Here is a 21,249-nt window from a genome sequence, read left to right as displayed (position 1 = left end):
AATGTTGCAAGGGGTAGCCATAGCCGGTCGCACCGGGCACTACGACATCCAGATCGAAGGCACCCGTATCGCCTCGCTTGTGCCGTCCCAGGCGAGGGGTGGTGGTTTGGTCACGCCGCTTTTCGCAGATGTCCATGTCCATCTGGACAAGACATTTACGATCCGGCGCATTGCTGAAAATGGCGGCGCCAAGGTGGATTGCCTGTTCGACGCAATCGACCTGATGAACGCTGACCGGAAGAACTGGAGCGAGGCGGATATTCGCGCCCGCGCGACCCGAGGCCTTGAAGCCGCGTTTGAACAAGGCGTCGGCGCAATGCGCAGCCATGTTGACTGGACGACACCGGAAGCGCCCACTGCCTGGCCCGTTCTCAACGAACTGCGTCAGGAATGGAAAGACCGTCTCGACCTTCAGCTTGCAGCGCTCGTCCATGGCGATCTTGTGCTTGATGCCGGTTCGCAAATCGCGGCCCGCGTTGCAAAAGATAGCGGCGTGTTTGGCGCTTTCTTCTATCGCAATGCCGATCTTGAAGCCAAAGTTGAGGAGATGTTCCGTGTTGCCGTGCAGCATGACCTCAACCTCGACTTTCATGTCGATGAAGGGCTGGAGGTAGAAGCGGACGGCTTCTCGCTGATCGTATCGGCCACCGTGCGCCATGGCATGGCTGGTCGGGTGTTGTGTGGCCATGCCTGTTCACTATCGCTGCGCGGGCCGGACGAACTGCAGCGGATTCTTGATGCCGCCGCCAATGCAGGCACCGCGCTCGTTTCCCTGCCAACGTCCAATCTCTATCTACAGGATCGGATCGAAGGGAAATCTCCGCGCCTGCGCGGTGTCGCGGCTCTCAAGGAAGCGCGAGCAGCGGGCATGGATGTCATGCTCGGCTCTGACAATGTCGGTGATGCATTCTACCCTTATGGCAATTATGACCCACTCGCCATACTGCGTCTTGCAGCGCCGGTCTGCCATGTCGAACCGCAGGAATGGCTCGACAGCATCACTACCCTGCCCGCCCGACTTATTGGCAGCCAGCGCATACAGCCCCTTCAGGTGGACGGCTTGGCCAGCTTCATATGGCACGATGCCGAAGACCTTACCGATCTCATCAGCCGTCCGCAGGCCCGCCGCGTTGTCTGGCGCGACGGTACAAAAATTTAATCGGAGAACCCCATGAATTCTGCCGCACCACAGCGCATCTATGACTGGGCCGCATTCCGGGCCGAAATCGACGGAATCCGCATCTACGATGACCCGAAGCAGGTCGAACTGCGCTCTCGGGATTATTTCTGGTACAGCCCCATCCTCACCGAGGATATCGGCCATTATGTCGGCGATCTCGTCGTCATTCCGAAGGATCAGGACGAAGTACGCCGCGTTGCTGCTGCTGCCGCGAAACTTCGCATCCCGATCACCGTTCGCGGCGGCGGCACCGGCAATTACGGCCAGTGCGTTCCGCTTGAAGGCGGCATCATCCTGGACATGACCAAGATCGACCGCATCATCTCCATCGAACCCGGCAGGGTTCGTGTTGAAGGCGGGGCTCGCATTTCGCGTCTTGACGATGCCGTGCGCGAGACCGGACAGGAATTGCTGATGTATCCGTCCACCCGTCGCATCGCCACGATTGGCGGCTTTTTCTCCGGCGGTTCAGGCGGCATCGGTTCACTGCGCCACGGCATGCTGCGCGACGATGGCAACGTTTATTCCGTCAAGGTCCTGACCGTCGAACCGGAGCCAAAAATCATCGAATTGACGGGACCCGACATCCATAAAGTCCAGCATGCCTATGGGACCAACGGTATCATTCTGGAACTGGAAATCGGCCTCACCAAATCGACCGACTGGATACATACCGCAGCGTTGTTCGACAGTTACGAGGCAACGCTCAACTTCTGCCTCAAGGCACTGGAAGCCAATCTGGACTGCTATCTTCTAACGACAGTAGATCGTCGTTTTGCGCGCTTCTACACCAAGTTCGGCGAACTCTTCCCTTCCGACAAGGATGCGGTTTTCGCCATGATCGCACCGGAAGAGATGGCCCGTTTCGAGGCGCTCGCCACGGAATTTGGCGGGAAGATTTCCTTCGCCATGACGCTGGACGAATTGCACAAGAACGGTCTCCAGCCCGCTTACGAATGCGGCTGGAACCATACGACCTTGCAGGCGCTGAAGGCCGAAGAAGGCTGGACCTACCTTCAGGTCGCCTATCCGCGCCCATTCGACGTTGATGTGGTGACCCGCCAGATCGCGCGCTACGGCGAAACACAATATATGCATCACGAAATGGCCCGGCTCGAGGGTGAAGTACAGATTTTCGCACTTCCGCTTGTCCGCTTCGAAGGCCGTGACGAGATGTATCGCCTGATCAAGGAACTGGAGCAGGTCGACGGCTGCGACATCTACGATCCTCATGCCTACACTATCGAGGATGGCGGCATGAAGGAGATCGACAGCGTTCAGATCGAGTTCAAGAAACTCGCCGACCCGTACGGCCTGCTCAATCCGGGTAAAACACGCGGCTGGACCGCCGACATGGCTTTGACTGATTAAAACAAGGGGAACCAATATGAAAAAAACTCTGATTGCGGCGCTGGCCGCGCTCTCCGTGGGCCTTTCCGCACAAATGGCCCATGCGTTCGACAAGGTGACGCTTGGCACCAACTGGTTGGCGCAAGCCGGTCACGGCGGCTTTTATCAGGCCGTAGCCGATGGCACTTACGAGAAATACGGCCTCGATGTGCAGATTGACATGGGCGGGCCACAGGTCAACAACCGCCCGATGCTGGCCGCGGGCCGTCTCGACTTCCTGCTGACCGGCAACCTGCTTCTGTCGTTCAACAATGTCGCCAATGGCGTGCCGACAACGGTTGTAGCCGCCTTCTACCAGAAGGACCCGCAGGCACTGATGGTGCATGAAGGTCAGTACAAGGATTTCAAGGACCTCGCCAATGCGCCGACCGTGCTGATGGGCAAGGATGCGCAGTTTTCCTTCTGGCCGTGGCTGGTGAAGGAGTTCGGCTTCAAGGACGAGCAGCTTCGTCCCTATAATTACAGCCTCGCCCAGTTTCTTAACGACCAGAAGGTCGTGCAGCAGGCTTATGCTACCGCGGAACCGATCTATGCCGAAAAAGAAGGTGCGAAGGTCACGACCTACCTCCTCGCCGATTATGGCTACAGCACTTACGGCAACACGATCGAAACCCGGCAGGACCTGATCGAAAAGAACCCCGACCTCGTACAGCGTTTCGTCAGCGCTTCCATTGAGGGCTGGACCAATTTTCTCTATGGCGACCGCAGCAAGGCCTATGAATTGATCCTGAAAGATAATCCGGACATGAGCAAGGAAACGCTCGATGCGGAACTGGAGCGGATCAAGAACCTCCAGCTCATCGACAGCGGAGACACGCTCGAAAAGGGAATCGGCGCTATTTCGATGGATCGCGTCAAGGCGTTTTATGAACTTGCTCGCAAGGCAGGAATTGTCAGCGGTGACGAACTCGACATGAGCAAGGTTGCGACCGACGCCTTCGTTAACAAGGGCGTAGGGCTCGACATCAAGAAAAAGCTGGGCCTATAAGCCCCTTATCAATCGCGGCAGGTATGGATGAATAACAGCGACGAGAATGAAGACACCGAACTGACCGGACGGGACAAGGTCCTCGGCCGCAGGCGGCGCATTCTCGGCGCAATACGGGCTGCCGCGATCGATGAGTTCGCCGAGAAAGGCCTAGCGGGGGCATCCACGCAAGGCATTGCGCACCGCGCCGGTCTCACCAAGCCGCAATTGCACTATTACATTTCCAGCAAGGAAGAACTCTACGAGGATATCATCGTCTATATCCTCGATGAGTGGGAAGAAATATTCCTCGGCGCCAATACCGAAGACGATCCTGCCAAGGTGATCCGGCAATATATTCGCGCCAAGCTCGAATACAGCCAGAAGAATCCCAAGGCTTCTCGCCTTTTCACCACCGAAATTGCCAATGGTGCGCCCTATCTCGGACGCCACTGGGCCAAACATCAGTCAGCGACCCAAAACGCTGTCCGCCTCATCCAGTCATGGGTGGACGATGGGCGCATCAGGCCTGTCGACCCGCTGCTGTTTCAGATGCATATCTGGGCCGTGACCCAGCATTATGCCGATTTCGAAGCGCAGGTGCGCAGCATGATGGAGCTCGACAAGGACGAACCGCTGGATCTCGAACGGATCGAGAAGGAAGTTTCTGCACTCTTTCTGCGCGCCTGTGGGCTGGAATAGGACATTCCTGAACGAGTTTCGTCAGCGTAGCCCTTCAAGTTCCGCAATGCGGGCGGCACTGTCCTTTTCCAGCATTCGGGTCATTTCGCGAATGACCGTTTCCGCCAGCACAAAGAGCGCAGCCGAAGAATCCCATGCGGACGGCACGGCTGTGCGCCCCGCCAGAACATGACGGGCCACGCGTGCTATCGGCGAAAGCCACTGGTCGGTGACGAGAACGACCTCGACACCGCGTGACCGCGCCTTTTCGGCAAGCTGCAAAAGACTGTCCTGATAACGGCGAATATCGAAGACCACCAGAACGTCGCGCTTTCCCATATCGAGAAGGCGGTCACGCCAGACGCTCTCCTGCCCGCCAAGATGAAAGACATGGGGACGAATGATCGTTAAATGTGCGGCCATATATTGCGCGATGGGATCGGTGAAGCGGCCGCCGATCAGGTAGATGTTTCCCTTGGCGTCGGTCAAGGCCGAAACAGCCTGCCTCAGCTGCTTTTCGCCTAGATGCCGGAAGCTTTCACGGATATTTTCCAGCGTATGCTCCACCGCCGGATAGGCCGTATCCGGCCCGGCTCCCGGCTGTTCATTGCGATGATGCGGAGACTGTAACTGGGCAGCGAGTTCGTCCTGCAACCGCGCCTGGAAATCGGGATAATTCTGAAACCCGAGCCTGTTTACAAAGCGAAGGATCGTTGGGGAACTGACACCGGCCAGAGCGGAAAATTCCGCGACGGTTTTCAGCCCCAGCATTGGATAATTGGCGATCAGCGTCTGCGCGGCGCTTCGCTCGCCTGCTGGCATCGTATCGATCCGCTCGTTGATCAGTTCCGCAACGCTTGCATACACAGACAGAGTACTTCCCTTAGCGACTGCCCTTTTCAAATTTGGGCGAAATTGTGTTTGACAAATAATCATAGGACGTATCAAATAATCCGCAATAGCGCATAATTGGAAAAAACGTAACATAAGTTACAGCGCGGGGAACGAACAGAATGACGGACGAGCGAGAACATCGCACGGCTTCGTGCGAGCCTGTTTCTGTCTTCAACAAGGAGGGGGAAAGTCCCTATCTTCTTGTCTGCGAACATGCGTCCAATTTCATTCCAGAGACTTTCGACGGACTTGGACTGGATGCCGATGCCTTGCGGGCACATATCGCCTGGGACCCCGGCGCGGTGGAAGTTGCCAGACGTCTGGCTTCGTCTCTTAACGCGCCGCTTGTCGAAAGCCAGCTTTCGCGCTTGCTGATCGACTGCAACCGACCGCTCGACGCCCATGATCTTATTCCGGAAATCAGCGAGACGACCGTGGTTCCCGGAAACCATGCACTCAACTCCATGGAGCGTATGGCACGTATCGATCTTTCGCATCGTCCATTCCACACTGCTGTTGAACAGATCATTTCAAGGCGTGCGCAACGCGGGCTTCCATCATGGATCGTGACGATCCATTCCTTCACACCCATTTATCGGGATGTACCCCGCCCCTGGCAGATCGGCATCATCCACGATGAAGACGACCGGATCGGCAAGCCACTGATTGAGGCCCTGCGCAAGGACGATACCCTCCATGTGGGCGTAAACGAGCCCTATTCGCCAGCGGATCGTGTCTATTACACATTGGAGCGGCACGCCCGGCCGCGCAATGCACCCTGCGTGATGATCGAACTGCGCAACAACGAGATTGCCGATGGTTCGGCGCAGACCGCCTGGGCCGAAAAACTCGCGACCATATTGGAGGACATAGCAAAAGCAATTGGTCCTCAAGACACTGAACAGGGAGCCTGAAGGAGCCGGAAATGCCGAAGCCGATCAGACTGTTCGTCAAATATGTTGATGCAATGAATTATTATACCGGGCGTTTTGCGATGTATCTGTTCTTCGCACTTGGCGCCTGCCTCCTTTATTCCACTTTTTCCCGTGTGTTTCTGGGCGTACCGGTGAATTGGGTACTGGAGATGTCCCAGTTCCTCCTCTCCGCCTATTATCTGCTCGGCGGCGCCTATGCCATGCAGCAAGGCGCGCATGTGCGCATGGATCTTTTCTTCGACCGCCTTTCTCCGCGAAGAAAAATGATCACGGACATGATCAGCATCCTGTTCATCATCTTCTATCTGGGCGTGATGGTTGCGGGCGGAATTTCAGCGACCAATTACGCCATCGTTTACAACCAGAAGAACTATACCGCCTGGGCGCCGCTTCTCTGGCCGATCAAGCTCATCATGACCGTCGGTATTTTCCTGCTGCTGCTGCAATGCGTCTCCAATTTCTTCAAGGACTGGGCCTCCCTGCGCGGAAAGCCGATCAGCACGATTGCGGGTCCTGCCATTGAGGAAGGACATCACATATGAGCTCTGAATTCATTACGCTCTTCATGTTTGCAACCATGATGGTGCTGCTGATGACCGGGCAGCGCGTATTTGGCGTGATCGGTTTCGTCGGTTCGCTCGCGGCACTCCTGCTTTGGGGCAAAGGCTCGTTCGAGATGCCCTATAATGCCACCTTTGCAGTACTGAACTGGTATCCGCTCATCACGGTGCCGTTCTTCGTCTTCATGGGTTATATGCTCTCGGAATCGGGCATTGCCAGCAATCTCTACCGGATGTTCCACGTCTGGTTCGGCGGCATTCGCGGCGGTCTCGCGCTGGGCACGATTGGCCTGATGGTCATCATTTCCTGCATGAACGGCCTCAGCGTCGCGGGCATGGCAATCGGCGCCACCGTGGCGCTGCCCGAACTGCTGAAACGCGGCTACAACAAGGTGATGGTTACGGGTGTCATCCAGGCGGGCAGCTCGCTCGGCATCCTCATTCCACCGAGCGTCGTGCTCGTTCTTTATGCGATGATCGCCCGGCAGCCGGTTTTGCAGCTGTGGCTCGCAGGCATCGGCCCTGGCCTTCTCATGGCAGCGCTCTTTGCGATCTACATTTATATCCGCTGCCGTATCCAGCCCGAACTCGGACCAACATTGCCCAGAGAAGAGCTGGATAAGATCACGTGGCGTGACCGTTTCGTCACCCTGCGCGCAGGCATCTTGCCGCTTGTGGTCTTCGGCGCGATGATGGGCCTGTTCCTCACCGGCGTTACCAGCCTTGTCGAAAGTTCCGCCGTCGGCGCCTTACTTGCAACGCTTGCCGCACTTTTTACCGGACGCCTGAACAAGGCGGTATGGGAAACCACGACACGCAACAGTCTCACCGTCACCTGCATGTTCCTCTGGATCATTCTGGCGGCGCTGTGCTTTTCGTCGGTCTATGACGGTCTCGGCGCGGTGAAAGCCATTGAAAAGATCTTGCTCAACACCTTCGATCTTTCGCCGTGGACAATCCTGGTACTAATGCTGTTTTCATTCATCATACTGGGCATGTTCCTTGATGATACGGCCATGCTGGTCATCGTAGCGCCGCTTTACATACCGCTGGTCAAGAGCCTCGGCTTTAACGCCATCTGGTTCGGCGTGCTCTACACCATCACTTGCCAGATCGCGTATATCACGCCGCCCTTCGGCTACAATCTCTTCATGATGCGAGCCTTGGCGCCGAAGGAAGTCACGCTGATAGATATCTATCGATCGATCGTGCCGTTCTTCTTCCTCATGGTGCTGACCATCATCATCCTGATGATTTTTCCGGAGATCGCGATGTGGTTGCCCAACTGGTACACAGGACGATGACGACAATTACGGGAGAATGCGCATAACCGGTAACAAGAGCCCCAATGGCCAGACCGGAACAAATAAAGGGTGAACTCAAACAAGAGTGGGAGAATGGGCATGAATGAGAATAGCAAGCTTAACAAACGCGATTTTCTCAAGAAGGCCGGGCTGACGTCTGTAGGTGCCTTGGGGGCAAGCACACTTGCAACGCCTTACGTCAGGGCACAGAGCCCGATCAAATGGAGGTTGCAGACCTATGCAGGCCCGGCCCTTGCCGAGCACGTCATCAAGCCCTCGATTGACGCGTTCAACAAGGCTGCCAATGGCGAAATGGTGATCGAACTTTACACGGCCGACCAGCTTGTGCCGCAAGGTGAGTTGTTCCGTGCCGTTCAGTCCGGCACGATCGACGCCGCGCAAAGCGACGACGACTCCATGGCGTCGCCGGTCGACGTTGCGGTGTTTGGGGCCTATTTCCCCTTCGCATCGCGCTACAGCCTTGATGTGCCCGCCTTGTTCAACTGGTATGGGCTCAACGAAATCTGGGAAGAAGCATATAAGGAAATTCCGGGTGTAACGTGGCTTAGTGCCGGGTCCTGGGACCCCTGCAATTTTGCTACAACCAAGCCGATCCGCAGTCTGCAGGATCTGCAAGGATTGCGTGTCTTTACCTTCCCGACCGGGGGACGTTTCCTGACCAAATTCGGCGTCGTTCCGGTGACTTTGCCATGGGAGGATATTGAAGTAGCCATCCAGACCGGCGAACTGGACGGTGTGTGCTGGTCCGGTGCGACGGAAGTATATACGGTCGGCTGGGCCGACATTAACAAATACTACCTCACCAACAATATCAGCGGCGCTTGGGCAGGCTCCTATTTTGCCAATACGGAAAAATGGAATGCCGTGCCGGATCACCTCAAGCAGCTGTTCAAGCTGGCCATGGATTCATCGCATTACTACCGCCAGCATTGGTATTGGTGGGGCGAAGCGCATTATCGCACCACAGGAGGGAAGCTGGAACTGACCAGCATTCCCGAAGCTGAATGGAAGCAGGTGGAAGATGCAGCCATGCAGTTCTGGGATGAGATTGCGGCCAAGAGTGCACGAACCGCGAAAGTGGTCAAAATCCTCAAGAAATACCAGAAGACCATGCGCGATGCAGGCGCACCGTACCGTTATGCCTGACGAACAAGGGCGCCGTGCTTTCGCGCGGCGCCTCTCACTTCATTCCGTGGGAGCACAGCAAACTAAATGGCCGGACAACTGACATTCGATGCATTGAAAAAGGCAGTCGCGGAAGATGAAATCGATACGGTTCTTGCGTGTTTTGTGGACATGCAGGGACGCCTGATCGGCAAGCGCTTCTACGGGCAGTTCTTCGTGGAGTCCGGTTACGACGAGACCCACGGCTGCAATTATCTTCTCGCAGACGATATCGATATGGAGCCGGTCCCGGGCTATGAGGCCGCCGGATGGGATAAGGGCTATGGCGATTTTGTCATCAAGCCGGACCTTTCGACCTTGCGGGTCGCCACATGGCTGGAAAAGACAGCCATCGTGCTTTGCGACGTGCTCGATCATCACGACCACCAGGATCTGGCGCATTCTCCGCGCGCCATCCTCAAGAAGCAACTCGCCCGCCTGCACGAGCGCGGCTATCGCGCCTATTTTGCATCCGAGCTCGAATTCTATCTGTTCGATGAGACCTACAAGACGGCCCGCGCCAAGCACTGGCAGGACATGGAAACGGCTTCGCCTTATGTGCAGGATTATGTCATCCACCTGACCACCAAGGAAGAACCGGTTCTTCGCGCAATGCGCAATCAACTAGCGGCGGCGGGCATTCCGGTCGAAAACTCGAAGGGTGAATGGGGCCCGGGGCAGGAAGAGCTGAATGTGCGCTACGCCGAAGCGCTCGAAATGGCGGATCGCCATGTCATCATGAAAAACGCGATGAAGGAAATCGCCGAGGCGCAGGGCAAATGCATCACCTTCATGGCCAAGTATGATTACAGCAAGGCGGGAAGCTCGAGCCACGTGCACAACTCCATCTGGAGCGCCGACGGCAAGGAGCCGCTCTTCTTCGATCCGAAAGCGCCTTACACCATGACCCCGCTGATGCGTTCATGGGTAGCTGGGCAACTCAAATACGCCACCGATTACACCTATTTCCTGGCGCCCTATATCAATTCCTACAAGCGTTTTCAGGCTGGCACTTTTGCGCCAACGAAGATCATGTGGAGCCAGGATAATCGTACGGCAGGGTTTCGCCTGTGCGGCGAAGGCACGAAGGGCATTCGCATCGAGTGTCGCATCGGCGGTGCCGATCTCAATCCATATCTGGCCTTTGCAGCCCTTATCGCAGCAGGTTTGAAAGGAATAGACGAGCAGCTGGAACTTGAAGAACCTTTCGTCGGCGACGCCTATAGTGCCGTGAAACTCAAGGAAATTCCCTATACGCTTCGCGAAGCCGCTCAGGCTCTCAAGAACTCCGCGTTTCTCAAGGAGGCGCTCGGTGAGGCCGTGGTCAACCATTATGTGCATACCGCCCATTGGGAGCAGATCGAATACGACCGGCGCGTGACCGACTGGGAGCTGCACCGCGGTTTCGAGCGCTACTGACCCCGACATAATGCCAGACTTCAAAGGAAACTACAGATGAGCGGCACAGCCAAAATCATCTCCCCGATAGACGGCTCTGTATATGCCGAACGTCCTTTCTTGAACGAGACCGCAATCGCCTCGGCCGTCGCCGCTGCCCGCGACGCGCAGGCCGGATGGGTTCAATTGAGCATAGCGGAACGCGCACGTTATTGCCGGTCAGCCCTTGATGCCCTCGCCGGAATGCAGGACGAGATCGTGCCTGAAATCGCATGGCAGATGGGACGGCCAACGCGCTACGGCGGCGAAAATGGCGGCGTTCAGGAACGCGGCCAATATATGATCGACATCGCCGAGGAGTCCCTCAAGGCCTATGTGCCAGCGCAGAAGGACGGCTTTCGTCGGTATGTCAAACATGTACCGCTCGGCGTCGTGATGGTAATCGCGCCATGGAATTATCCTTACCTCACCGCAGTCAACACGATCATCCCCGCGCTGATGGCCGGAAACACGGTGATCTTAAAACATGCGACGCAGACGCTTCTGGCAGGTGAACGCTTTGCAAAAGCGTTCGAGAAGGCCGGGCTGCCCAAGGGCGTGTTCCAGAACGTCGTCCTTGATCACGCGTCAACGGAAAAGCTGCTTGCATCCGGCGCAATCGACCATGTGAATTTCACCGGGTCGGTCGGCGGCGGGCGGGCCATTGAGAGGGCTGCTGCAGGCACCTTCATGACGCTTGGGCTGGAGCTTGGCGGCAAGGACCCGGCCTATGTGCTCCCCGACGTCAATCTGGATCATGCCGTCGCCAACCTTGTGGATGGCGCGTTCTTCAATTCCGGCCAGTGCTGCTGCGGAATTGAGCGCATCTATGTTCATGAAGCCATCTATGACCGCTTCGTTGACGGTTTCATTGACCTGACGAAGCAATATGTGGTCGGCAACCCTCTCGACGGTTCAACGACGCTTGGCCCGATGGCGCAGGCGCGTTTCGCCGATCTCATCCGCGAGCAGAAAGCCGAAGCCTTGCGCAAGGGCGCAAAGGCCCACATCGATATGAGCGTCGAAAATGATCGCGCTGGTTCCCCTTACGTCGCGCCGGAAGTGCTTACCAATGTGGACCACCAGATGAGCGTCATGCGTGAGGAAAGTTTCGGCCCCATCGTCGGCATCATGAAAGTGCGCAACGATGAGGAAGCCCTAGCACTCATGAACGACAGCATCTATGGCCTTACGGCTTCGCTCTGGACTGCCGATACGGACCACGCAACAGCCCTCGGCGATCGCATCGAAACGGGTACGGTTTTCATGAACCGCTGCGATTATCTCGATCCTGCACTTGTCTGGACCGGGGTGAAAGACACCGGCAAGGGCGCCGCACTGTCGCCCATCGGCTACGGCAATCTCACGCGACCGAAATCCTTCCACCTGCGCGAGAAAATCTGACCTGATTTGAGTTCTGGAAAGCAATCGACATGACCACTTTGACTGCCAAATGGAATTTCCCCACCACCGTGCTTTTCGGCCCTGGCCGCATCAAGGAACTGCCTGCGGTCCTCAAGGGTGCTGGCATTGAGAACCCGCTCTTTGTGACCGATCCTGGGATGGCAAAGCTTCCCGTGGTGGCCTCAACACTCGCTATTCTGGACGAAGCTGGCGTCAAATACGGAGTGTTTTCCGATGTGAAACCCAACCCGGTCGAAAGCAATCTCTACGCGGGTGTCGAGGTTTTCAAGAGCGGCAAGCATGATGGCGTCATCGCATTTGGTGGCGGTTCGGCGCTGGACCTTGGCAAGCTGATTGCCTTTCAGGCAGGACAGACACGGCCGGTCTGGGATTTTGAAGACATAGGCGACTGGTGGACCCGTGCGGACAGCAAGGCCATTGCCCCAATCATCGCCGTGCCAACCACTGCGGGCACCGGATCGGAAGTTGGCCGTGCAGGCGTTCTGACCAACGAAACGACCCACACCAAGAAAGTCATCTTTCACCCCAAGATGCTTCCGGTCACGGTCATTGCCGATCCTGAACTTTCAATGGGGATGCCGCCTTTCATTACGGCGGGCACAGGCATGGATGCGCTGGCGCACTGTCTTGAAGCCTATTGCGCACCGGGCTTTCACCCCATGGCAGATGGTATCGCGGTCGAGGGCATCCGTCTCGTTTTTGAAAACCTTCCAAAGGCTTACGCCGACGGCAAGAATGTCGAAGCCCGCGCCAACATGATGGCGGCTGCGGCCATGGGTGCGACAGCCTTCCAGAAGGGTCTGGGCGCAATCCACTCCCTCTCCCATCCGATCGGCGCTCTCTACGATACACATCACGGCATGACCAATGCGGTTTTCATGCCTTATGTTCTGATTCAGAACCGGTCGGCCATCGAAACGCGCATCGAAAGGCTCGCCGATTATCTTGGTATCGAGGGCGGGTTCGACGGGTTTCTGACGGCCATCATGAAACTGCGCAGCGACCTCGGTGTCCCCAATGCACTGCCTGAATTCATCAAGGGTCTCAGCATGGACAATGCCCGCAAAGATCTGATCGCTGAGATGGCAATAGTAGATCCTACTGCCGGCGGCAATCCGATTGAATTGACAAAGGAACGCGCGTTGAAGTTGCTAAACGCCGCTATCGAAGGTAAGGTTTGAAACACTAAGTTCGGGATAAAATCCATCCTGCAACAGTGCGAAGCGATTTGCGCAGGATACTGCGCAAAAACAAAATGGATAAAGGTAAGCATCGCACCACCTACGGCGGGGGGCGATGCATTGGGGAGCAGGTTCTTGGGGAGGAGCCTGCTCCCTTTCCTTTGCAAAAGTCAGCCATGCAAGAATCCAGACCCGACTTTTAACCGGACGAAAAATGGGAACAAAGGAATAGTTTCAATCGTTCAACCTCGTTATATTAACAAGGAGGGTTGCACATGAATATATTCAAGCAGACCTGTGTCGGGGCCTTCGCCGTGATTTTCGGAGCGACATCGGTTGTACCGACAATGGCGGCACCCATGAATCTGGAGCGCCCTGTCATCAACGACAATGTGGAGCAAGTGCGCGATCATCGCCGACCGCCGCGCCATTTCCGGGGCCATCGGCACAATCGACCCGGCCACTGGAACGGTCACCGGGGTTATCGGCATCATCGCCACGGCTATCGTCGCCATAGCGATGGGTGGTGGTATCCGCTGGCGGCTTTTGGCGCAGGCGCCATTGTTGGCGGCGCATTAAGCCAGCCGCGCCACGTCTACCGGGCACCAAGAATGTCAAACGCGCATGTTCGTTGGTGCTATAACCGCTTCCGGTCCTATCGCTCCTGGGACAATACGTTCCAGCCCTATAATGGGCCACGTAGACAGTGCTTTTCGCCCTACTATCGTGGATAATCGCAAAGCGCCCTCCGGGGCGCTTTTTCATGCAATCCGCAATACGCCGAAGCGGATTGGGACGGAATTTTCCGAATTTTGCTTCGGCCACCGCTGGACGTCTCATTCAAACAGGAATAAGCAAGCCTGCGTCATATCAACGTCGCGAGGAAATTTTTCTTCGTTACATTCTTTCGCGGCGAGAAGGACAATATTCAGAACACCGATCTTGGAAGAAATGTGCTGATTTTCTCCAAGACCAGTTCAGTCCCAGCCGACGGCCACTCTTTAGCCGCGTGCATTGCGCGGGCAGGTTGATTTCGGCGCAAATTCGAGTTTGAAAATGTCGCATACTACCGCCGCAAGCCCTGCACCTTCCAACGCACAACGCGTCGCGATGACAGCCCTCATCGTTGGCGGCATCGCTATCGGCAGTTCGCCGATATTTGTGCGCCTTTCCGAGGTGGGGCCGCTGGCAACAGGCTTTTGGCGTCTAGCACTTGCAGTTTTACCGCTGCTGTTCATGGATGGTCGCGAACGGCGCGACGAAAAGGATGCGGCACCGCTCACACCAACCGACTGCCTGCGCCTCGCCCTGCCCGGCCTGTTCATCGCTTTCGACCTCGGCGCGTGGCACTTGTCGCTGCACATGACATCCGTTGCAAATGCCACGTTGCTCGCCAATATGGCGCCGATTTTCGTGACACTCGGCGCATGGCTGCTTTTCAAGTCGCGCGTGAGCACATCCTTCATGATCGGCCTTGCCGTCGCTGTCATTGGCGTCATCGTGCTAAAGGGCGGGCCGGGCGAGCTTCTCCAATCGCGATCGTCCGGCGATGCGATGGCGCTTCTGGCCGCAGTCTTCTATGCTGGCTACATCCTTTCGGTGGGTCGCTTGCGCAGCCGCTTTTCTACCATGCGCATCATGCTATGGAGCAGCGCGATTGCCGCCGTATTTTCATTGCCGATCGCCTATTTCATGGAAGGCCAGATACTGCCTGCGACGCTCTATGGATGGCTTATCCTCGCGGGCCTTGCATGGGTGACCCACGCCGCAGGCCAGAGCATGATCGCCTATGCGCTTGCCTATCTTCCCGCGTCGTTCTCGTCACTCACCTTGCTTCTACAACCGGTCGTCGCGGCGTTTCTTGCCTGGACTATCCTGTCGGAACCTATCGGCATGTTGCAGGCTCTGGGCGGTATCATCGTGATATCGGGTATTCTGATTGCTCGAAGAGGATAGGATATGAAAAAGCCCCGGAGAACCGGGGCTTTCTTACTGAGCTGATTATTCAGCCAGCCATTCCTTGATGCGGTCCGGATGATCCGCGATATATTTGTCGACGGCCTTTTCATAGGATGTTTCCTGCGCGTCGAACATTGCAGCCTCAAGCTCGCTGATCGGAAGACTCATCTTGGTGAGCAGCGAGGCAACTTTCGGATTTTCTTCCTTGAAGCCCTTGCGCGCAATTGCGTCGATATGTTCCGCACCACCAAGTGCACCTTCGGGATCAGCAATGTAACGCAGCTTGTACTTGCCAAACATCCAGTGCGGGCTCCACGACGTTGCCACGAACCAGCCGTCGGAACGTGTGGCGCGGTCGACTGTGGTCAGCATGGCCGCTTCACTGGAAATATTGAGCTTGTAGTCCAGCCCATATTTCTTGATCGCCTCCTGCGACAGGCGCGTAAGGCCGGCGCCCGGATCGATGCCCTGAATTTCGCCCTTCAGCTTTTCGCGAACTTCCGGCTTCTTCAGGTCCTCGATGGAACTGATCTCGCTTTCGGGAATGTAAGCCGGAACGATCCAGCCAAGCTTGGCACCTTCATAGAGCGGCCCGAGATTTTCGACCTTGCCTTCAATGCGCTTGTAGTAATCGGCGTGGGTTTCCGGCAGCCATGCCATCATCATGGCATCGATATCGCCACGGCTCACGCCCTGATAGAGTGGGGCCACGTCTGTCTGAACCAGTTCGACCTTCTGGCCGAGATTGTCTTCGATCAGCTTCTTGGCAAGTTTTGTGACGAATTCAGCATCCGACCATGGCGCCCAGCCGATTTTAACCGGCTTGCTGTCCTGCGCAAACGCTGCGCCCATGGTCATCGTTCCCGCCACAACTGCCGCCAGACCGAATTTGGTTAGTTTGCCTAACATAGCTTCTCCTTTTCGATTGGTATCAGTTCCCGTTGTTATTCTTGGTTATTATTGCTTGCGTCATGCTTCCTGCTTGCGAAAGGATGAGGCGGACTGGGTGTCCGCCGCCTTCCTTAAAGATGCAAGCCGTTTGAAAAACCCGGTGCCACCCTTGCCGAAGCTCTGGGTAATGCGGTCGAGAATGACTGCCAGGATGACCACTGCCAGACCGCCTTCGAAGCCGAGCCCCACATTGAGGCGCTGAATACCGGTCAGAACAGTATTGCCGAGACCGCCTGCGCCGATCATCGATGCGATAACCACCATTGAAAGCGACAGCATGATCGTCTGGTTGATGCCGGCCATGATCGAGGGCATGGCGTTCGGAAGCTGCACCTTGAACAGGAGTTGCCGCGACGTGCAGCCGAAGGCCAGCCCCGCTTCGACAAACTCCGAATGCACCTGCCGAATACCGAGATTGGTCAGACGCACGACCGGCGGCATGGCAAAAATCACCGTCGCAATCGTTCCGGGCACGGCACCAAGACCGAAAAACATGGCAGCCGGAATGAGATAGACGAAAGCAGGCATCGTCTGCATGAGGTCAAGAACCGGGCGGACGATCGAAGCAATCGTGTCGCTGCGCGCCATCGCGATACCAAGCGGGATGCCGATTACGACAGCAATAACTGTCGAGGCCAGCACCAGAGAAAGGCTTTCCATCGTGCCGGTCCACAAATCCATGTGGATGATGAGCCCCAGCGCAAGAGCGGTGAAAATCGCAAATTTCCACCCCACGCGCCACAGCGATAGCAGTGCTAGCACTGCAACCCCGCCGACAGGCGGCACAGCAAGCAAAGCATTCTGGATACTATCGGTAACAAAACCGATAGTGGCTGCGATCATATCGAGCGCGGGCGTAAAGTGGTCAAGTATGTAGTTGACCACAACATCCGCCCATTCGCCGACACTGAAATTCAAATCCATATTTTACCGTCCATTTCCGTATTTCTTCTGGATTGGACCCATTCTGCCCCTGTCAGGCAAAAGTCCGTTGGCGTGCAGGTATCAACCCGCGCGGCCAAGCGTTTCGAGCAATGCCGATTTACTGATGGCACCGACATAGCGGTTCTGGCGATCCGTAACGGGGACCGGCCATGGGCTTTCGGCCACCTGCGTCAACAACCCGGAAAGCGGCGCTTCGGCTTCGATGGCAGAGACGCCTTCCAGCCTCTCCCCACCTTGCGCTGCAACACCCTTCGCCAGCGCGTCACGGCTGACCATACCGCGATAGGTGCGGTCGGCGTCGATCAGCACGCCGAATGTCTTCCCGCTGGCATCGAACCTTTCAAGCGCTGTCGCCAGCTGCTCAGGTTCGAAGACGATCAGTTCGTCCTCGCGCGCCACATCAGCGGCCTTGAAAACGCGGGATACATCGACATTGCGGAAGAACGAACGGACGTAATCGTTAGCCGGTGCAGACACGATTTCATTGGGCGTTCCAACCTGCACCACCTTGCCGTGCTGCATGATGCAGATACGGTCGCCGATGCGCATGGCTTCATCCAGATCGTGGCTGACGAAAATGATCGTCCGGCTGTGCTCCGCCTGAAGGCGCTTCAATTCGTCCTGCATTTCGGTGCGGATCAGCGGGTCAAGTGCGGAAAACGCCTCGTCCATCAGAAGAATGGTCGGCTCGCTGGCAAGGGCCCGCGCCAGTCCGACGCGCTGTTTCATGCCGCCGGAAAGCTGGTCCGGCATGCTGTGAGCATAGGGCTCCAGCCCGACGGCTGCGAGTGCCTTCAGTGCTTTCTGGTGACGTTCCGCCTCACCCATCCCGGCTACTTCAAGACCGAAGGAGGCATTGTTCAGGACCGTGCGATTGGGCAGAAGCGCGAAGGATTGAAACACCATGCTCATGTCGCGGCGGCGAAGATCAATCAGCTCGCGCTTTGTCATTTTGACGACATCGCGGCCATCGACTTCGATGGAACCCGCAGTCGGTTCGATCAGGCGATTGAGCAGACGCAGAAGCGTGGATTTGCCCGAGCCCGAAAGGCCCATAATAACGAATACTTCGCCTTCATAAATATCGAAGGTCGCGTTATCGACGCCGATTGTTGCGCCGAATTCGCTGTGAATCTGGGTTTTTGATTTACCTGCGCGCAATTCCTGCATTGCACGCTCCGGATCATCGCCGAAGACTTTAAAAATGCCTTTCAAGCTTATTTTAGTCTCAGCCGGCGACTTCATACTTTCTTCCTTGTATAAAATACCATGCATCAAGTCTAACCCCGCTGTGCTGGCGGACTTAATCTCCTTTTTAACAATGATAGAACTTCATTCCAACGCAGATTCCTCGCACCGTATCTGCGATCCGCGAACGGTCCGCATGGAATGATTATCGATAGATTTCTTGATTCTATATAGGTCATTTCCCGACATGTCCACCCACTGCCGCGATTTCGTCTAAATGAACCGTCCAGCGACCGTCCCCTTGAATGATTGTTTTGAAGGGTCGCACGACGAATTTCGAGGATTGCCAATGCCGTCCAAAACAGAGGGCAATCGACCAGCCTGAAGACAATAGTAGTCCGCTTCCAGTCAATTGCCGGAACGGCCTGCGACAAATATGCAATCAGCTGCGACATCATCCGAATTAGTATAATTCGGGACAAAAACGACTATAATTGCAGAAAAATAGTGTGATTATACTTCGAACTGGAACTATCTAGTCTATACATAAAAACGGCGCAGATCGGGCAATCCGCGCCGCGATAGACATTCCGCTTGGGCGGATATTTCAGCGATACGCCATATATCCGACAAAGCCTGTGATCTTCCAGCGTGCTTTGTCGCGGCGGCAGAAATAGAGGGTCTGCCAGTTGAGGCGGTCGACGGAGCCGTCCTTCCTTGCGATCGTCCCTTCGAATTTTTTCCGCGCCAAAGCGACGTCGCCCGTAATATCGATGACACTCAGATCGGTCGCGCGGAAGATTCCTTCTGCCAGAGATTCGGCATATTCGACCGCCGCACTTTCCGCCGCCTGACGCAGCCATTCATCACGATAACTTGCAAGCGTCGGAAATCCTGCATCCCATTTGTCGGGATTGCGATCATTATGCGCGTGGATGCCGAGAAAGCGCACCTCGTCGAAATCATCGGCCACCAGCGACCAGTCCTGCGATACGAAAGCCTCGATATCGCGCCGCACGAGCATTTCCCAAATCTGCTCGCGATCCCTGTCACCGGCAAACGGGTTGACCGCAGACCTCATGCTACCCTCCTGACTATCTCAACTTTCCACGTGCGGCGACCGGCAGGATATCGATGACATCCTCGCCCGAAACCAGATGAACCTCGTCAAAGAGATTGGAAACGACGCAGACATGATCAGGAATGATCCGCACGCGCTCGCCAACCTTCAGGTCAGCGACATCGCCGGTCAGCTTGCCGTGCTCCTCGCTCAAGCCAACAACACGGGCGTCGGAACGTCCCCTCACCTCGCCAAAGTCGCTCAGTCCCAACGTATCGCTGGAAAGCGCCTTGGACCCGGCATCTATGATGGCGCGTTCTGCTGTCGGATGGCTGACGATGGTTGAAAGCACCGTAAATGCGCAGTCATCCACTGTCGCAGCCCCCTTCTCGACCTGATACCGGTCGAAATAGATATAAGTGCCGGGACGATATTCGGTGACAACACTGTCACTGGGCTTGCGCCACATATCGGGCGTGCCGCCGCTCGAAATCGTTTCGCAGGAAAGACCGTTTGCATCCAGCAGTTCGCGGGCCGAATAAAGCCATTGTTCAGCCTGGTCCGGCTTGCCCGCTGCGGGATAGGTCATAAGACCGCCGAAACCCAGTCCAGCGCTCTGGTCGATGATGCGAGCCAGTTCCAATGCTTCGGCTGGCGTCTGCACGCCACAGCGCCCCATGCCCGTGTCGCATTCGACAAGCACTTTCAGCGGATGTCTTTCAGTCGGACGAACGCGCCGCATCCTGCGAGGGAAGTTGAGTTATCGACCGTTACCGACAGTGTAACGCGTTGATGCAGTGCATGGAGGCGGTCGAGCTTTTCCCGCCCCAGAATATTGTAAGGCAGGAATATATCCGTCAGCCCGGCGTCGGCCATGACCTCGGCCTCGCCGAGTTTCTGGCAGGTGATGCCCGCTGCGCCAGCTTCCACCTGCATTTTGGCGAAGAACGGCAGTTTGTGCGTCTTGATATGCGGACGCAGTTTTACCCCTATCGCATCGGCATGAGCCTGCACCCGGGCAATATTCGCTTTCACCCGGTCAATGTCGATGAGGATCGCAGGCGTATCCACGTCGTGAATGGTTTTCGGTCCGGTCATGAATCAATCTCCCAGCGGCAGGCGCGGATCATCTATGGTCAGCGTATTGAGGCTATGCTTGATGCGACGCAGGCTTTCCAGCACCTTCGGCCCGCGCGCTTCCGCCGTGGCCGTGGCGATCATGTCAAGAATTGCGAGCAGCGCGAAGCGCGACGAGGTCGGCTTGTAGATATTGCCGTCTTCATTGGCCTGATAGGGAATGAGCACGTCCGCCGCCTTGGCCAGGTCGGAACCTGCAGGCGTGATCGCTACTGTCTGGGCTCCATATTGGCGCGCGACCAGCACGGCTTCCACGACCGAACGCGCAAAGCCGGAAACGGAAAAGGCGATTACCGTCGCCTCATGCGTGGTGACGGCAGCATACATGCGCTGCAACTGCCCATCCACCTGTGCGCTGACAGGAATACCGAGCCGAAACAAACGGTTCTGCATTTCCGTTGCCAGCATGGAAGAGATGCCGCCGGACCCTAGGCAAAGAACAGGGCCCCCGGCGGCGAGCCGTTCGGCCACTTTCATCAGTACGGCCATGTCCAGTCCGTCGCTGGCGCGTTGGATGGCTGCGACCGCCGCATCGGTCACAGCGGTCGCAATGCGGCTTTCACGCACATCGCGTGCGGGAATTTCAGCCGTCAGATACTGGCCGCCAATGGCCAGCGCCTGTGCCAGATAGAATTTGAAATCACGAACACCGTCGCAGCCGAGCGCGCGGCAAAAGCGCGTGACGGTAGGTTCGCTGACGCCAGCTCTGGCGGCGATTTCCGAAATTGCCGCCTTGGAAGCGTAATCCGGATCTGCCAGCACGAGCGCAGCCAGCCGCCGTTCGGATTTCGATCCGTCCTGCGCCACGACATGCAGCCGCGTGATGATGTCGGCAACCTTGCTCATGGGG

Annotated in this window: 19 protein-coding genes and 1 pseudogene; 13 read left to right on the top strand and 7 right to left on the bottom strand. The window is 56.5% G+C overall.

Annotation, left to right across the window (positions count from 1 at the left end):
* Position 1 precedes the first annotated feature (1 nt).
* Genes ACS5UA_RS07905 through ACS5UA_RS07890 form a run of 4 tightly spaced genes read left to right on the top strand, consistent with a single transcriptional unit; the run spans position 2 to position 4,259 of the window.
* Positions 2-1,159: an amidohydrolase family protein gene (locus ACS5UA_RS07905; RefSeq protein ID WP_075041854.1), complete on the top strand. Its 1,158-nt coding sequence runs from the start codon at positions 2-4 to the stop codon at positions 1,157-1,159.
* A 12-nt stretch (positions 1,160-1,171) separates the two neighbouring features.
* Positions 1,172-2,551 carry an FAD-binding oxidoreductase gene (locus ACS5UA_RS07900; RefSeq protein ID WP_112702396.1) on the top strand — a complete coding sequence of 460 codons (1,380 nt, stop codon included), beginning with the start codon at positions 1,172-1,174 and terminating at the stop codon, positions 2,549-2,551.
* Between the two features lie 16 nt (positions 2,552-2,567).
* Positions 2,568-3,578: an ABC transporter substrate-binding protein gene (locus ACS5UA_RS07895; RefSeq protein ID WP_075041852.1), complete on the top strand. Its 1,011-nt coding sequence runs from the start codon at positions 2,568-2,570 to the stop codon at positions 3,576-3,578.
* A 27-nt stretch (positions 3,579-3,605) separates the two neighbouring features.
* Positions 3,606-4,259, top strand: coding sequence for a TetR family transcriptional regulator C-terminal domain-containing protein (locus ACS5UA_RS07890; RefSeq protein ID WP_075041851.1), 654 nt, complete (start codon positions 3,606-3,608; stop codon positions 4,257-4,259).
* A gap of 21 nt (positions 4,260-4,280) precedes the next feature.
* Here ACS5UA_RS07890 and ACS5UA_RS07885 read toward each other — a convergent pair whose 3' ends face one another.
* Positions 4,281-5,225, bottom strand: coding sequence for a MurR/RpiR family transcriptional regulator (locus ACS5UA_RS07885; protein ID WP_266019133.1), 945 nt, complete (start codon positions 5,223-5,225; stop codon positions 4,281-4,283).
* Between the two features lie 26 nt (positions 5,226-5,251).
* Here ACS5UA_RS07885 and ACS5UA_RS07880 point away from each other — a divergent pair, with 26 nt between their 5' ends.
* The 9 genes from ACS5UA_RS07880 (at position 5,252) to ACS5UA_RS07840 (ending at position 15,115) form a co-directional block, all read left to right on the top strand.
* Positions 5,252-6,046: an N-formylglutamate amidohydrolase gene (locus ACS5UA_RS07880; RefSeq protein ID WP_075041850.1), complete on the top strand. Its 795-nt coding sequence runs from the start codon at positions 5,252-5,254 to the stop codon at positions 6,044-6,046.
* An 11-nt stretch (positions 6,047-6,057) separates the two neighbouring features.
* On the top strand, positions 6,058-6,609 hold the full coding sequence (locus tag ACS5UA_RS07875) for a TRAP transporter small permease subunit (RefSeq protein ID WP_075041849.1): 552 nt from the start codon (positions 6,058-6,060) through the stop codon (positions 6,607-6,609).
* Positions 6,606-7,931: a TRAP transporter large permease gene (locus ACS5UA_RS07870; protein ID WP_006469140.1), complete on the top strand. Its 1,326-nt coding sequence runs from the start codon at positions 6,606-6,608 to the stop codon at positions 7,929-7,931. Before ACS5UA_RS07875 ends, ACS5UA_RS07870 begins: the two co-directional genes overlap by 4 nt.
* A gap of 99 nt (positions 7,932-8,030) precedes the next feature.
* Positions 8,031-9,098 (top strand): TRAP transporter substrate-binding protein, encoded by a 1,068-nt coding sequence (locus ACS5UA_RS07865; protein WP_006471985.1) that lies wholly within the window; start codon positions 8,031-8,033, stop codon positions 9,096-9,098.
* Between the two features lie 66 nt (positions 9,099-9,164).
* Positions 9,165-10,535: a glutamine synthetase family protein gene (locus tag ACS5UA_RS07860; RefSeq protein ID WP_006469141.1), complete on the top strand. Its 1,371-nt coding sequence runs from the start codon at positions 9,165-9,167 to the stop codon at positions 10,533-10,535.
* A 36-nt stretch (positions 10,536-10,571) separates the two neighbouring features.
* Positions 10,572-11,957, top strand: a complete 1,386-nt coding sequence (locus ACS5UA_RS07855; RefSeq protein ID WP_006469142.1) for an aldehyde dehydrogenase family protein — start codon at positions 10,572-10,574, stop codon at positions 11,955-11,957.
* A gap of 29 nt (positions 11,958-11,986) precedes the next feature.
* Positions 11,987-13,159, top strand: coding sequence for an iron-containing alcohol dehydrogenase (locus tag ACS5UA_RS07850; protein ID WP_006469143.1), 1,173 nt, complete (start codon positions 11,987-11,989; stop codon positions 13,157-13,159).
* A gap of 275 nt (positions 13,160-13,434) precedes the next feature.
* A complete protein-coding gene (locus ACS5UA_RS07845; RefSeq protein WP_006471984.1) occupies positions 13,435-13,893 on the top strand; it encodes a BA14K family protein in 459 nt (152 codons plus the stop codon).
* 322 nt (positions 13,894-14,215) lie between these two features.
* Positions 14,216-15,115 carry a DMT family transporter gene (locus ACS5UA_RS07840; protein ID WP_021587287.1) on the top strand — a complete coding sequence of 300 codons (900 nt, stop codon included), beginning with the start codon at positions 14,216-14,218 and terminating at the stop codon, positions 15,113-15,115.
* Positions 15,116-15,160: 45 nt separating this feature from the next.
* Here ACS5UA_RS07840 and ACS5UA_RS07835 read toward each other — a convergent pair whose 3' ends face one another.
* The 6 genes and pseudogenes from ACS5UA_RS07835 to ACS5UA_RS07810 all read right to left on the bottom strand — a co-directional run bounded on the left by ACS5UA_RS07835 (position 15,161) and on the right by ACS5UA_RS07810 (position 21,245).
* Positions 15,161-16,027: a glycine betaine ABC transporter substrate-binding protein gene (locus ACS5UA_RS07835; protein ID WP_006469146.1), complete on the bottom strand. Its 867-nt coding sequence runs from the start codon at positions 16,025-16,027 to the stop codon at positions 15,161-15,163.
* A 60-nt stretch (positions 16,028-16,087) separates the two neighbouring features.
* The gene (locus ACS5UA_RS07830; protein WP_006469147.1) at positions 16,088-16,993 is read right to left on the bottom strand and encodes an ABC transporter permease; all 906 of its coding nucleotides are present in this window, start codon (positions 16,991-16,993) and stop codon (positions 16,088-16,090) included.
* A gap of 81 nt (positions 16,994-17,074) precedes the next feature.
* Entirely contained in the window at positions 17,075-18,259 is a 1,185-nt protein-coding gene (gene proV / locus ACS5UA_RS07825) for a glycine betaine/L-proline ABC transporter ATP-binding protein ProV (protein ID WP_006471982.1), read from the bottom strand.
* Between the two features lie 550 nt (positions 18,260-18,809).
* Positions 18,810-19,283 (bottom strand): hypothetical protein, encoded by a 474-nt coding sequence (locus ACS5UA_RS07820; protein ID WP_006469149.1) that lies wholly within the window; start codon positions 19,281-19,283, stop codon positions 18,810-18,812.
* A 13-nt stretch (positions 19,284-19,296) separates the two neighbouring features.
* A pseudogene (locus ACS5UA_RS07815) lies at positions 19,297-20,360 on the bottom strand (D-TA family PLP-dependent enzyme).
* Positions 20,361-20,363: 3 nt separating this feature from the next.
* Entirely contained in the window at positions 20,364-21,245 is an 882-nt protein-coding gene (locus tag ACS5UA_RS07810; protein ID WP_006469151.1) for a MurR/RpiR family transcriptional regulator, read from the bottom strand.
* Positions 21,246-21,249: the final 4 nt, after the last annotated feature.

This window comes from Brucella sp. RRSP16, from assembly GCF_052246815.1.
Taxonomy (GTDB): domain Bacteria; phylum Pseudomonadota; class Alphaproteobacteria; order Rhizobiales; family Rhizobiaceae; genus Brucella; species Brucella intermedia.
This window is presented reverse-complemented; position numbering and strand designations above follow the sequence as displayed.